The sequence below is a fragment of the Castellaniella sp. FW104-7C03 genome, assembly GCF_040276085.1.
GTDB lineage: Bacteria > Pseudomonadota > Gammaproteobacteria > Burkholderiales > Burkholderiaceae_B > Castellaniella.
On record NZ_JBELOK010000002.1, the window covers coordinates 388399 to 402169 of the forward strand.

The 13771-nt window shown below is 63.5% G+C and carries 15 protein-coding genes; 2 read left to right on the forward strand and 13 right to left on the reverse strand.

Annotated elements, in window-relative coordinates; genetic code table 11:
- From ABS758_RS03800 to ABS758_RS03860, 13 genes are all read right to left on the reverse strand, one after another.
- Window positions 1–936, reverse strand: coding sequence for a TIGR03756 family integrating conjugative element protein (locus ABS758_RS03800; RefSeq protein ID WP_113934339.1), 936 nt, complete (start codon window positions 934–936; stop codon window positions 1–3).
- On the reverse strand, window positions 933–1364 hold the full coding sequence (locus ABS758_RS03805) for a TIGR03757 family integrating conjugative element protein (protein WP_113934340.1): 432 nt from the start codon (window positions 1362–1364) through the stop codon (window positions 933–935). The genes ABS758_RS03800 and ABS758_RS03805 overlap by 4 nt, the downstream gene beginning before the upstream one ends.
- A gap of 130 nt (window positions 1365–1494) precedes the next feature.
- On the reverse strand, window positions 1495–2265 hold the full coding sequence (locus ABS758_RS03810; RefSeq protein WP_113934341.1) for a DsbA family protein: 771 nt from the start codon (window positions 2263–2265) through the stop codon (window positions 1495–1497).
- Between the two features lie 15 nt (window positions 2266–2280).
- Window positions 2281–5169 (reverse strand): conjugative transfer ATPase, encoded by a 2889-nt coding sequence (locus ABS758_RS03815; protein ID WP_113934342.1) that lies wholly within the window; start codon window positions 5167–5169, stop codon window positions 2281–2283.
- Entirely contained in the window at window positions 5169–5621 is a 453-nt protein-coding gene (locus tag ABS758_RS03820) for a TIGR03751 family conjugal transfer lipoprotein (protein WP_113934343.1), read from the reverse strand. The genes ABS758_RS03815 and ABS758_RS03820 overlap by 1 nt, the downstream gene beginning before the upstream one ends.
- Window positions 5602–7005 carry a TIGR03752 family integrating conjugative element protein gene (locus ABS758_RS03825; RefSeq protein ID WP_113934344.1) on the reverse strand — a complete coding sequence of 468 codons (1404 nt, stop codon included), beginning with the start codon at window positions 7003–7005 and terminating at the stop codon, window positions 5602–5604. Before ABS758_RS03825 ends, ABS758_RS03820 begins: the two co-directional genes overlap by 20 nt.
- Window positions 6995–7906, reverse strand: a complete 912-nt coding sequence (locus tag ABS758_RS03830) for a TIGR03749 family integrating conjugative element protein (RefSeq protein WP_113934345.1) — start codon at window positions 7904–7906, stop codon at window positions 6995–6997. Before ABS758_RS03830 ends, ABS758_RS03825 begins: the two co-directional genes overlap by 11 nt.
- The gene (locus ABS758_RS03835) at window positions 7903–8592 is read right to left on the reverse strand and encodes a PFL_4703 family integrating conjugative element protein (protein WP_113934346.1); all 690 of its coding nucleotides are present in this window, start codon (window positions 8590–8592) and stop codon (window positions 7903–7905) included. The genes ABS758_RS03830 and ABS758_RS03835 overlap by 4 nt, the downstream gene beginning before the upstream one ends.
- Window positions 8589–8999 carry a TIGR03750 family conjugal transfer protein gene (locus ABS758_RS03840; protein WP_113934347.1) on the reverse strand — a complete coding sequence of 137 codons (411 nt, stop codon included), beginning with the start codon at window positions 8997–8999 and terminating at the stop codon, window positions 8589–8591. Before ABS758_RS03840 ends, ABS758_RS03835 begins: the two co-directional genes overlap by 4 nt.
- Window positions 9000–9012: 13 nt before the next feature.
- Window positions 9013–9369: a TIGR03745 family integrating conjugative element membrane protein gene (locus ABS758_RS03845; RefSeq protein ID WP_113934348.1), complete on the reverse strand. Its 357-nt coding sequence runs from the start codon at window positions 9367–9369 to the stop codon at window positions 9013–9015.
- Window positions 9370–9380: 11 nt separating this feature from the next.
- Window positions 9381–9614, reverse strand: a complete 234-nt coding sequence (locus tag ABS758_RS03850; protein ID WP_113934349.1) for a TIGR03758 family integrating conjugative element protein — start codon at window positions 9612–9614, stop codon at window positions 9381–9383.
- Window positions 9611–10009, reverse strand: coding sequence for an integrative conjugative element protein, RAQPRD family (locus ABS758_RS03855; RefSeq protein WP_113934350.1), 399 nt, complete (start codon window positions 10007–10009; stop codon window positions 9611–9613). The genes ABS758_RS03850 and ABS758_RS03855 overlap by 4 nt, the downstream gene beginning before the upstream one ends.
- A gap of 188 nt (window positions 10010–10197) precedes the next feature.
- Complete coding sequence (locus ABS758_RS03860; RefSeq protein ID WP_113934351.1) at window positions 10198–11100, reverse strand: LysR family transcriptional regulator; 903 nt, start codon at window positions 11098–11100, stop codon at window positions 10198–10200.
- 199 nt (window positions 11101–11299) lie between these two features.
- On the opposite strand from ABS758_RS03860, the gene ABS758_RS03865 reads away from it, so the two are divergent.
- Together ABS758_RS03865 and ABS758_RS03870 are read left to right on the forward strand one after the other, a co-directional pair.
- On the forward strand, window positions 11300–12454 hold the full coding sequence (locus ABS758_RS03865) for an alpha/beta hydrolase (RefSeq protein ID WP_113934352.1): 1155 nt from the start codon (window positions 11300–11302) through the stop codon (window positions 12452–12454).
- Between the two features lie 119 nt (window positions 12455–12573).
- Window positions 12574–13734, forward strand: a complete 1161-nt coding sequence (locus tag ABS758_RS03870; RefSeq protein ID WP_113934412.1) for an MFS transporter — start codon at window positions 12574–12576, stop codon at window positions 13732–13734.
- Window positions 13735–13771 lie beyond the last annotated feature (37 nt).

The window sequence follows — 13771 nt, forward strand, 5'->3', positions numbered from 1 at the left end:
TCAGTTGAAATCCGTACTGCCCAGGAACACCTGCCCCATGCGACGGCAGCAACTGTATGGCCTCCAAAGCGCCCAGGCGTAATCACCGCGCAGCGCCTGAGTGCGCACATCGCCATGCGGGAACACTGCACACGAGTTCGACAGCCTGGGGGTCAGTTCCTGCCATTTGCCGCTAGAAGCGTCACCTTCGACCAGGGCACCAGCCGGCCAATAGCCATCATGGGAGCCCGCAAGCAGCGGTTGGTAGACATGCACCTGGCCGCGTCGGGTCACAATGTCGCCGACACGCTGCGCCACGACTGCGCCGCTCTCGTAGTCGTCAACCTGATGCAGGAAGCCTCCGCGCGGGTAGACGCTACCCCACAGGTTCTGTCCAGTGCGGGTGCCGATCTCGCGCATGCCGGGGATCAACGCTTCTGGGTATGCCATCTCGGGCAGGTTGTAGCGCCAGGCGACCGTATCGAGCGTACTGAGCAGATAGGGCATGAAAGCCGTGCCCGCTCCCGCGCAGCTATAGCCAAAGCCTGCGGCAAACTGCCGGAACGCTTCGCCACCCGGATGCCCGATGACATCACTATTTTTGAATTTGGCGAGATTGTTTTCGCTGTCATGGTTGAATGTGCCGTCGCCGCCGGCCTGTGCCGTGGGGTTGGGCAAGCTCATCGCACGCACCTCCACCCACGGGTTTTCGCCGGTGTTCGAGTAGCTCGACACCACGGCGTCCGGGACGTAATGACGCACCTTGACCGAAGTGCGCACCGAGCAACCGTGCCACGAGCAGTACAGCCAATAGCAAAGACCCGTCACCCGATACTCCAAGCAATCGGGAGACAGCGCCGAAGCGATGATCGCCGCAGTATTGAGCGCAAAGGACGGCGAGGTGGCAGCCAGCAGCAGCGCGGCGATGCTGACACGCAGGCGGCGCGCACGCGTCATGGCTGCGCGCTCCGGTGCGCCTCGATACGGGCAATCGCCTTGGCGATATCTGGCTCGCCGTACACCACATAGCGGCCATCCACGATCACCGCCGGGATCGTGGTAACCCCCAGGCTCCAGGCATCGACCACGCCCCGATAGCTGGTTGCAATCCGGTGCCGTAACGCCTCACCGCCTCTCTCCAGGCGCTCTCGCACAATGGCTGCGCTGCGCGAAGGGTCAGCGGGCAGGTTGGCGGCCAACTGCGCTTCGATGCGTGCAGGCTCGTCCAGCACAATGATCCGCACCCCCGCCGGCACCTGCAGCGGATGCCGGCTATCGACGACAGCCAGGACATCGGCAGCAAAGGCCAAGTTACTCAGCAAAGCCACGCACAGACTAATGAGCAGCCAGCAGCACCAGGCATTGAAGCGAGAGAAGATGAGCATGTCGTGCCACCGTCGAGTTGTTCACTGTGATAGTCAACTCCATTGCGACAAACGGCACGACAGACAACACGGCACTGCCACTTCCCGATTGTTCTCTTTTCCCACACAGCCCTACATAAAAGCCTGCAGGCTACCTGGGCATATCGCCGACAAGCTCGACAGGCATCTCGGTGGAAGCACTGCTGGAAGCGGCGACGGGATCGCCGACCGCCAGCATATCCATGGCGGATATCAGGGCATCACCTTCGACAGGCCCCTGCAGCAAGATTGCGTGGTGCGTCTGGCGATCCTGCATACGCAGCGACGGCGTGGCGGCCACTCCACCCTTCGTCGCAGCCTGGGCCTGGGCGCGGATCAGCGCGTTGGGTCGATCGCTTGCCAGGCACTGCTCAATGGCAGGCGTGGCGTCGGGGTAGCGCAGGCCGGTGGGCAAACCCAGGCCATCGCCACGCGTGTGGACATAGATCCACTGGGCCGCACGCCAGAAGGCAGCGCTCCCGCCCGCCTCGCCGACACATTCGGCAAGGCGCGCCTCGGTCGATGCTGCTGGCTCATGCGCGCGTAGCGGCAAATGGTGCCATTGCAGAACCACGTCGGAGTTCTGATCCACCCACTGCGTGAGCACTGGAAAATAGGCCCGGCAAAACGGGCATTCGAAATCTGCATAGAGAGTCAGCACGAAGCGTCCCTGCGGATTGCCCAGCACCCAGGGGGGCGCTACCACCTGTGCATCGTCCTCTGAGGCCGGTGGTGACGCAGGCTCGCCAGGCGATCCGGATAGGAACCAGGTGAGCAGTGCCGCCACCAGTATCGCAGTCACGGCCGGGAACCAGCGAGATCGCCTGCAGAAGTGCCTGCACAAGGTCTGCAACCGGATCGGAGCAAGGTATCTTGGAGTCATTGCACCCTCCAGCGGTTATTGCGGCAGATCTAACGCGGGTGACTCTATGCCGCGCGCCTGATCGATTCTCTCGGCCACTTTGAAGGCGGCGTCAAGTTCGCTGATACCGTACTGCTGCATGAGTTGATAGCGCTCCGCCTTCTCTTCAGGCTCGGTTTGCGCAAGCGCGAGATACAGACTGGGCGGCACGGCGCGAAACAGCACTTCCATGGCCTTCGACAGGATCACCCCTTCGGTGAACTTTCCCGCTTCCTTGCGCGCCGAGAGCATCAGCGCCTTCTGCGCTGGACTCAACTCGCGAAAGCGCGCGATCTTCTCCACCTCGTCGGGGGGCATCGACAGGCACACCCACCACTCGATCATGTTGAGCATGGGCTCAGCCGCGCGCGGCAGGTCGTCGATGTTCTGTGTCGCCAACCAGAACCAGGCGCCAAGCTTTCTCCACATCTTCGTGATCTTGACCACATAGGGCGCAAGCAGCGGATTTTTGGTCACGATATGACCTTCATCCGTCACGTTGATGATCGGGCGACCCAAGTACTGGTCACGCTCCGCGATATTGTTCACTGTGCTGATCAGGCTGATGTAGGCAATAGAGAGCTGCGCGTTGTAGCCCTCGCGGGCATAGGTCGCGAGATCCACCAAGGTGATATCGGCCTCTGGCCAGGGCGTGCCCGGGCGATCGAACATCTCGCCGTCAGTGCCCTGACAGAACATATCCATCGCATCCGCCATCTCCAGTAACCGCCCGCGCCGCATCTCGGGCAGTGTCGGATCCTGGCCGCGTGTGCGCAGCGCATCGCGTACGTCGCGCGTGAGCACCGTGCGCTGCTCGGCCACGCAATGCTCGGCGGCATCGAGAATGCACTGCCGGATGAGCGAGCGGTCAGCCCGCGTCATCCGGGCTTCTTCTTTGTCCTCGCCGCCCGTGATCATGAGGCGCGCGGTAATCTCCAACTCGCCCAGCACGTCGCGCTGCTCGTCGGCCTCGGCGGGCGCAGCCTCCGGCGGCTGATCCTCGTCCAGCGCATCGGCATCAAGCGTCTGCACGGCACTGGGCGTCTCGATCAACCGGCGCGCATCGGCAAAAGGCGCGAGGCTCACCCCCGCTCCCGGCGCAAGCTTGACGCGGTGGACCGTCAGGCCAAGTTTGCGTGCGAAGTCGCTGAACAAGCCAAAGCTGTTGCCAGCCTCCACGATAAAGAGGCGCGGCCGATAGACGGCCGTGACCTGGTTCAGCAAGTTGTTGAGCGTCGCGCTCTTGCCCGAGCCCGTGGGGCCGAACAGGAACAGGTGCGCATTCATCTGCCGATCCAGGCGATTGAGCGGATCGAAGGTGATCGGGCCGCCGCCCCGGTTGAACATCGTGATGCCGGGATGCCCCGTACCCTGGGCGCGTCCCCACACCGGCGACAAGTTCGCCGCGTGCTGCACGAACATCAATTGGGTAAACCATTGCCTGCGGTCCTGGCTGGGGGTATAGCAGCACGGGAGCCAGCGCAAGTAACTATTGAGTGGCGCCACCTCGTCATCCTCGCGCACCGGCTGCAACCCCGCGTTGAGCATCACATTCACCAGATCCAGGCCGCGCCGATCCAGTTCGGCTTCGTTGCGCCCGCGAAGGTAGAAGGCGAGCGTGCCCCGGTAGAGCTTGTGCGCGCTACCGATCAGGGAGCGGGCCTCATGCACGTCCTTGAGCGTCTGCTCGGAGGCCAGGGTCTCGCCCACCGCCTTCTTGGCCAAGTGGTTCAAGTGCGATTCTAGGACGTCCTGGGGCGTGGCGACCATCGTCAGGCACATCATCGTGTCTTCGGGCATCTGGTCGAACAGCGTGTTGATCGCATCGCCCTTGCGGGTTTCACCGGTCAAGTGCCCGGTGCTGGGCGGCGTGCGTAGCCGATCGGTGATGAGCACGCGATGCGGCATGCCATCGAAGTACCAGGTACCGTGCGTTGCGTCTGAGCGTGGCTGTCCGAAGAACAGCCGCTGGCTGAAATCCCGCCCACTGGCCAGCTCGATCTCGCCGTCCTCACCGTCTTGCGTGCTATCAGGGTAGCGTGCCAGCGCATAGAAGCGCTCCCGATCCTCGGCGCCCGGCCCGAGCAGCGTGGGCGCGGGATTGAACCAGCGCAGCAGCCAGTCGTGAATGCTGGCTGCGTCCAGGCGCCGCGCCTGGATGCCGGCGTTCGCCAGCCCGCCGCACAGGCGGTCGCAGACGATGTTCAGCATCTGCTCGGGCGTCTGGCCGCGCCGGTTCACCTGGCCGGTAGAACGGCGGTAGACAACCATGCGCACACGCCGCGTCTGGCCGCGCCAGCGCAGCCTCGTCACGGCGGTATCCTCGAACAGGCCCCCGGGCTTGGCCACGGCCCGTAGGTGATGGGCAAAAAAGCGCAGGTAGAACTCGGTGAATGCCGTGCCGCGCGCCCGTGGCTGCACATAGTCGCGCAAGGTGCGCATGTATTCATCAAAACTGGGCTCGTCCTGGGCGTAAAGCTGAAGTACCCAGGGGTTCTCGTCCAGTTCGTCGAAGCTGTCCTGTAGTGCGTTTTCCAGCGCATCGCGGGCCTGGGCGAGCCACACGGGTTCCCGGCCCTCGGTGCCCAGCGGCGTCAGCTCGTAGAAGGCCGCCACGGACTGCCCGTCCTCCAGCAGCATCGACTTGGACTCGGGCTGGAACTCCACCCAGGGCAGCAACTCCACGAACGAGGGGGCCACGTCGTAGAGCGCCTGCTCGTCGGCCACGGTCGCGGGCTGGCGGCCCTGGACCGCCGCTCCAGGCTCAGGGACACCCGCTTCGCGCAAGGTTTGCACATGGCGCTGCCAGCCGTCTGGTGCGCCATCGTCGGTGGCGTCCCCAGTACCGGCGCCGGACAACCTGGGCCAGGGGAGCTTCCAGCGCATCAATAATCCTCAGTGCGTTCGCCCGGCATGGCGTACTGGATGCGCTGATACAGCGGGAACACCGTCGTGTAGCCTGGCACGGGCACGGGATCGGTGCCCGCAAGGTGCGGGAAGACGTACATCACGAGATCGGGATTGGGCAGGCGCTGGAACTGGCGATGGATCTCGCTTTGCGCGGTGCGCGTGTAGCGCAACTGCTCGGCCGGCGCCGCCTGCACATCGACCTCGGTCAGTGGCCGGCGCAGACTCTGGCGTGCATCGAGCAACTGGCGCCCGGCCACCTGGCCCGTACCTCCACCAGAACCTGCGTCAGCCGCCTGTTGCCAGATGTCCATCATGGTGTGATCGCCATGAGTCAGCAATTCATCCTTGCTGGTGGCGCAGCCGCCCAGCAGAGCAAGGGAGGCGGCCAGAGCAAGGCCCTTGGCGAGGTCAGTCAAGTTCGAGCGCATGAGCTTCTCCTGCACGATGATCGACGCGCCGTCCCTCGGGGTCGAAGTCGATGGCGAGCGGTTTTTCGAGGTGGACAGCGACCTTGGCGCCGGGCTGCACATAGATCGCAGCGAAGGCCTGGCCGTAGAGCTTGTTCACCCAATCGGCCATGTCGCGCACGCCACCGGCCAGGATGCGGCCCACGGCCTCGTTGCCGGAGATGCCGACGGTCCCGACTGAGCCATCGGCCCCTACATAGGACATCTGGCCGCTGTCGCTCTCGATAAGCGAGGCCACGCCGGCGCCAGCCGCCGTGATGAGCGCCTGGCTGCCCAGGTACTGCTGGGCGTTGCTGCGCCGTTCGCCAGAGACGCAGGGGATGCCGTACGGATCGCTGATCCAGCCCAGGCCATCTTGCTGCTGGTTACCCTGCTGTTTGCCGTCGCGGTCTTCGGGGATGGTGCGGATCGTGCCATCGTGAAACACAAATGTGATGCTGCGCACCTGGCCGCGCACGCACGAGAGCGTCCAATCACCCGAGGCCGTGCCCGAGAACACGGCGCCAGCCACATCGGGGATGTCGATGCCGTTGGCCGTGAGATTGTCGGGGCCGACCAGGACTTTGAATGGATACGGGTCGTTCACCGTGCCATCAATCGGCACGCGGCCAATGAGCGCGGTCATCGCCACCGACCCCATCAAAGTCGAGTTGGTCGGCACGGTATAGACGGGCGTGGCGCTCTTGACGCCCGCAGCGCGTGCGCCCGCGTTCGCCACGGTCTGCGCCGTGGCCTCCAGCGTGCGCTGCGCCGGCCCGAAGCTGGTCGGAAAGCTCAGGCTACTGCCTGCCTTGCCGCGCCCGTCGGTCTGCTTCGCATCGTCGGGTTCCACCCAGCGCAGGCCCCCTTCCATGCCGGCCTCATCGCCCTCGCGCAGGCCCAGGCCCACGGGCAGATCAGCGTGGCCGCTGCCACCAATGCTGTCCAGGCGCCGTTGCAAGTCGGCCAGTAGCCCCTGGGTCTGCTGGCGCTCACTTGCGGCCTGCTGCTGGTCACGACGCAGGTTCGAGCGTTCGGATTCGAGCGCCGAACTGACGCGCTGATCGATCGAGTTCTCGCGCTGACGCAGCCGCTGGTTCTCGGCACGCTGGGCCTTGTTGTCGGAAAGCGCGCTCTGAAGCTCGGTGCGCAGTTGCTTGACCTGGCCGACCAGCGTGGCTACGGTGTCGCGCGGCGTATCGCCCTCGATGCCCAGCGCCTTCATTTCCTCGGGCGTGAGCTGGGCGCCCGCATCAACCTGGGACGGTGCGGTCTTGCCGCCGCCCGAGAACAACCGGATACCGACAAACATCACGAGCAGCAGCACCGGGATCATCAGCCACTTCAAAAGGCCGTTACTGCGCATGAGGGGCCTCCTTCCTGTCGCCTTCGGCTTCGGGCGGCGGCAGATTAACAGCCGGATCGAAGCGATTGATGGCCGGGAGCAGCGACTGCGCAAGGCCATGGCCGCGCGTCACCAGGTACAGGACGGTGGTGTCCTCGGGGGCGCCGCGCGGGCCGAGCTTATCGTGCTGAAAGGCGGCGGTCAGGAAGTCGCCCTGCAGCACGCGCGGGTCGAGCGTGACCCAGCCCGCGCCCGTGTTGGTCAGGCGCACGGCCGTGACCCACTGGTCTTCCAGGCACCACGAGGCGAGTGCGACCGCGCGCACCGGCAGTGTCAGCATCAGCGTGGACAGGTTCAGATCGCGGCGCAGATTGACCCGCATGACGCCCGGCAAAGGTTCAACGGTGCGCAGCGGCGCGTAAAGGTTCTGCGCGGCGAAACGCGTCAGGACAACGGGGATCGGGGTTTCGCGCCCTGGCCCCCGCGTCTGCGTCGGGTCTTGCGCGTGCGCCGGTGCTTTGTCGCCCTGCACCGGCTGGTCGCCGTAGCGCGCGGGACTCGTGTCGCCCTGGACGATACGCACCGGCTCCAATTCAGGCTCGCCGTCTTTGGCCGGCTCGGCGGCAATGTCCAGCAGAATCAGCGCGCCGGTGTCGGCGTCTTGCAGTTGCAGCCGCGTAGGTTCGATCGGCGTGCTGGCGCGCAGGTACACCGCGCCAGCCGCGCTTTGCACGCGCAGGCGCTCGCCCACGTCGGCCGGCACGCCCACGCGCACATTGCGGTCGATGAACACGATGCGCTCCTGGCCGACGCGCAGGGGCACGGCCAGCGGCAGGCGCTCCCAGCGCAGAATCTCCACTGCCTGCGCTAGGGGCGCCGCCGCAAGAAACAGCGCGAGCAAGACTAGAACACGGTGCTTCATGGGGCTTCTCCTTGAGGCGCTTGCAGGGATAGGCCGGCGGGTGTGGGGCTGGTCGGCTGCGGCACGGTGATGCGCTGGGGCGTGCCGTCGTAGCAGTCGAGCGCCAACCCGAACGGATTACGCGCGGGGTCGATGTCAACCTTGACGACCTTGATGGGATAGCGCACCAGCGCGCGTTTGACCTGCTCGGCGCCGTAGTATTCATCGGCGCTGATGTCCAGCGTCACCACCCAGTCCCGGTCGGATACCATGCGCACACGCGCCGTGGGATCGTCGCCATAGCCCCGACCGGGGATTTCGTAGATGCCGCGCACCCGCTGGCGCAGCTCGCCCGTGCTGCGCCGGTAATCGAAATCGGCCTTCAGAAACGCCTGGCAGGCTGGAGTGAGGTACGGCGAAAGCGCATGCAGGTTGCGCGGGTAGTCCTCTTCGCCGTTGGATGGCCAGCGGTTCAACTGCTGGAACACGTAGAACGTGAAGGCATAGACCGATTCGGGCGGCACTTCCCACCACTTTCGAGTGCTGCCCGAACGCAGATCGGGCGGAACGTGGATGGTCAGGTCGCGCGGCGCGCTCCACCAGCCCCCACCCATCACCAGGGCGACGATCACCAGCGCGCCCGCGCCCAGGCGCAGCGTCCTGATGTGCGCTTGCAGGTGAGCTATCTCGTTTTTGAAGCGGCTCATCTCATGCTCCTTGGCATGAGCCTTCGGGTGGCCCAGCAGCCCGAGCGCGAGATGAGCGCCTGGCCGCGCACCCAGCCGGCCAACCGCGGATGGCCTGTCGCGATGCGCCACTGAAGCTGGCGGTACAGCCAGGTGTCTGGGCGTCCGCGCTTGAGCCGGCGCAAGATGCCGCCGCCCACGAACACGCCCAGGGCCACGCCCAGGACGATGAATGTGGGCGCAAGCGCAATCGTGCGAAACATCCATGACAGGGGCGCGCCAACCAGCAGGCCGACGCCGCCAGACAGGCCGCAGCAGATCCACAGCTCGTCGGCGGTCAAGCCGCGCACCACCACCGGGTGGCGATTCAGGCGATGCGGCAGGAACGTGACCGTGCCGTCCGCACGGATGTGCTGGTGCTCGGGCATGCCACACCCCCACTTACAGGATGCCGGTGGCTTCGGTGAGCAGCCAGATGCCGATCACGAGCAGCACGGCGCCGATGGCGACGGTCAAGCCGAACTGGCCCCACGTCTTGCGGCCCGTATGGATCTCCGCATAGGTGCCATAGGCGTGGTAGCACACCCCAATGAACATCGAGGCCACCACCAGCAGGGCCACGAGCATGATGATGTCGTAGCCATAGTTGCGGATGGTCTCCATGATGCCGTTGCCGGTGCCGCGCGTCGGGTTCTCGATTTGCGGCAGCCCTTGCGCAACAGACAGCGCGGGCAGCGCGGCGGCGCCCAAGGCCACGGCGGCGCGCCGGGCAAGGCGAATGGTGAGGCGGTTTTGCATGATCAGTCCTTTCAGGAGAGGAGGAAATAAGTCAGCACGAGGTACATCGCGGCAAAACGGATACACACACCCAGGAACTGGCGCTGATTCAGACGGTTCTCGGACCAGCCCACATAGGCCGTCCGGATAGCCCACACTCCCCAGAGCAGCAGGACGGCGAACACGACGCCGACCAGTACGGTCGCCATCGCGGCGGGCATGATGCCGCTATTGGCTTGAAATGCCGAGATCTGCGCGCCGTTCATGGCCGACTCTCCACTGCCGTCGTCGGAGGCAGTGGCGCCTGCGGCTCGAGGCCCCGCTCGGCGCGATAGTCGCCGGCCAGTTCAGCTGGATCGCGCGGCTGGGCGCGTGACGGTGCAAGGTAGTCTTGGATGCCGGCGCGCACGCGTGCCAGGTCAGCCAAAAGCCTTGGATAATCGAAGTGGTAGCGCTCGCCCGGCACGACGGAAGCGTGTGCGGCACTGCCGACGATAGTGTGCTCCAGGGCGCCGAGATGACGCAACGCACCAGCCAACTCGTAGCGCTGTGCCAGGGACTCGGCCCAAACTATTGGAGACTGCCCCATCAGGAGGACTACCAGGAAGAAGGCGGACACACCCTGACGTGCGGCTGTGTGCAGCCAAATCGAAACCATCATCACGCCATTCCCCTGGACAGTCAGTAATGGCTAGATTGTGGGAATCGGAGCTGTCGTAAGCCGCAAACTATAGGGAACCCGACACCACCAACTTGATTTGTCAGTTACCTTCGTGATTCGGTGCCGTGCAAGCGCTCGGAAATGTGATAGGGAGCCGACCATAACGAATATGGATCCAGCAGGGCTACTCAGCGGTACGCCATCTCATCGCGCAAGGCATCCACCACCAACGAGAATGCTGGCGAGGGTTGCCGACGACTGGGGTAATACAGGTAGTACCCTGCAAAGGGAGCACACCAGTCTTGCAATACGCGCACCAGACGTCCTTCCTCTATGTGCGGGTCGAATTCTCCGTCGGGTAACCACGCTACCCCCAGTCCCGCCAGGGCTGCATCCACGATAGTGGGCGAGGTGTTGATAACGAGCTGACCCTCCACTCGAACATTGACCTGCTGGCCCTTGCGCTGGAAGTCCCAGACGAAGAGGCCGCCCCCGGACTGCATCCGCATATTGATGCATCTATGGTTCATCAGATCGCGCGGGTGCTTGGGCTTGGGATGTGTCTTGAAATAGCCGGGGGAGGCTGCGACCGCCATGCGAAGCGGTGGCCCGATCGGCAGCGCGATCATGTCCTTGTCGATGGTGTCCCCCAGCCGAACCCCGGCGTCGAAGCGGTCGGCCACGATGTCGCGAAAGCCGTAGTTCACATCGAGCTCGATCTTGACGTCAGGGTATTCAAGCAGCAGCGGCGCGAGCCTGGGCAGCAGCGTGTGCCGTGAGACGTAGTCTCCGCAGGTGATTCGCACCGTCCCGGCTGGCTTGTCGCGCATCTGCGTGATGTCGTCCAGCTCTGACTCGATCTCATCAAAGCGATGCCCGATGGCGTTCAAAAGCCGTTCGCCTGCCGTAGTGGGGGAAACGCTGCGGGTCGTGCGCGTGAGCAGGCGAATCTTCAACCGCGCCTCCAGACCGCTGATGGCCTGGCTGATTGCTGACTGGGTCACTCCCAGCAATGCTGCGGCACGGGTGAAGCTGCCTTCCCGTGCAACGGTGACGAAATACAGGAGATCGTTGAGGTTGTGTCTGGCCATGAAACCAGTATTTCACGAACAATTAATTAGTACAACTAATAAGGCATTTAAGACTTCATTAGCTAGTCAATGCCCTTCATCTCCGTCATGATGCACGTCGTAGAAAGACTCGACGCGCCGCTGGTGTACGCATCGCCTTCGAGTGTGGTGAGCTGGTGCGGCATGCACCGCTCGATTGAGATAGGAAAGGACATTTATTGTGAATGTAGTTGCTGAAGCCGACAGGGCTGTCTCTCGCCAAGAAGGTGCGGATACGGGGCGCCGTAACTTGCTCAAACTGACGGGTTTGGGGATCGCTGCGATGACCGGGGCCATGACTACGGGGTCGGCCTTCGCGCAGCGCCAGGAGTCGCTTGGCGACAAGTGGGATAAGACCTTTCCCAAAAGCAGCCGCGTGAATCATACGAAAGTCGTCTTCAAGAATCGCTACGGCATCACCTTGGCGGCTGATTTGTATCAGCCAAAGGGCACCAGAGGCAAATTGGCCGCACTCGCTGTCAGTGGCCCCTTCGGCGCAGTGAAGGAGCAGTCCTCGGGCCTGTATGCACAGACTATGGCCGAGCGCGGGTTCATTACGCTGGCGTTCGACCCCTCGTACACCGGGGAAAGCGGTGGTGAGCCACGCAATGTGGCCTCGGCGGACATCAATACCGAGGACTTCAGCGCCGCTGTGGATTTCCTGGGTCTGCATCCAAATGTGGATCGCAACCGCATTGGGGTGATCGGAATCTGCGGCTTGAGCGGCATGGCGCTGACCGCCGCAAGCAGCGATTCTCGTATTAAGGCGGTGGCCACAGCCTCTATGTACGACATGTCCCGCAGCATCAGTCGCGGCTACAAAGACGGCTACACGCTGGAACAACGCCACAAGATCATCGATTACCTCAGCCAGCAGCGTTGGGTGGATGCGGAAAACGGCCGATATGGATTGGGATATCACGAAGTCCCGTTTGACGCGAACGGCAATATCGTGAAGGGGCAGCGCGTCCTTCCCGAGACTCTGCCCTCCAATGCCGACCCGGTTCTGGCTGCCTTCTTTGATTACTATCGGACTCCACGCGGCTTCCATCCCCGCAGCATCAACTCGACCACTGCGTGGACGGCCACAACACCCGTCTCGTTCTTCGGCTTCCCGATGTATGCCAACGTCGGGATGATCTCGCCACGTCCGATCCTGCTGATTGCGGGAGAAAATGCTCACTCACGCTATTACTCGGAAGATGTTTACAAAGGGGCTTCCGATCCCAAGGAGTTGCTGATCGTCCCCGGTGCAGACCACGTCGATCTTTATGACCAAGCGGACAAGATTCCGTTTGACAGGCTGACAGCATATTTCAATCGGCATCTGGTTTGAATGAGCAAAGTACGGCAACGCATTCCATGACGGATCAAGCAAACAGTGCTCTCACCAGCACCTCTTCCTCTGCACGAGGGGTCAGCGCACCGCCCGCCTATTGGGGTGGCGTCTTCGCAATGACGCTGTGCGTCTTCGCGCTCATCGCCTCCGAGTTCATGCCCGTGAGCCTGCTCACGCCCATGGCGGCCGACCTGCGGGTCACTGAAGGCATGGCTGGATGGGGTATTGCGGCATCCGGTGCCTTGGCCGTGCTGACGAGCCTGTTCATCTCTACGCTGGCGCGGCGCATGAACCGCAAGACGCTGCTCCTGGGTCTGACTGGGATTATGGCTGTGTCGGGCGCAGTCATCGCGCTGGCACCGAACTATCTCGTCTACATGATCGGGCGCTCGCTCATCGGCGTGGTGGTGGGCGGCTTCTGGTCGATGTCAGCGGCCACCGCCATGCGGCTCGTACCGACTGACCGGGTGCCGCGCGCATTGGCGATCTTCAATGGCGGCAACGCGCTGGCGACTGTGGTGGCTGCGCCGCTGGGTGCCTGGCTGGGTGGAGCCATCGGTTGGCGCGGGGCCTTCTTTTGCCTGGTGCCAGTGGCACTGGCTGCGTTCCTCTGGCAGTGGGTCAGCCTGCCCTCCATGCATATCGAACCCCGCAAGACTGGCCCTGGGCATGCATTCAAACTCTTCCGTAGCCGGGTCGTGACCCTGGGCATGCTGGGTGTGGGCCTCTTCTTCATGGGCCAGTTCACTTTGTTCACCTATGTGCGCCCCTTTCTGGAAACCGTTACACGGGTCGATGACTCCATGGTGACTATGATTTTGCTGGTCATCGGGGTAGCAGGCTTCATTGGCACCACGATGATCGGCATGATGCTCAGGTGGGGCCTCTACCGGGCTCTAATCTGCATCCCGGTGCTGATGGCGGCCATCGCTATATCTCTAGCCGAATTCGGCAACAGCTCGTCCGCAGTGATAGCGCTACTGGGCTTTTGGGGGCTGGTCGCCACTGCCGCACCGGTGGGGTGGTGGATCTGGGTGCCCCGCACATTTCCACAGGACGCTGAAGCGGGGGGTGGATTGATGGTGGCCGTGGTGCAGTTCTCGATCGCATTGGGCTCCACTGCGGGTGGTCTGTTGTTCGATCATAGCGGATACCAGAGCATGCTCGCAGCTAGTGCCGCTATCTTGCTTGTGGCCGCTGTGCTGATTTTCCTGACTGCACGCGCCGAGATGACGCGAGCCTATGAACGATGTGGTCTCCAGGGAGCAGCGGCATGATCTGCATCATCACGCAATGTCCATGACCAGCGAGAAG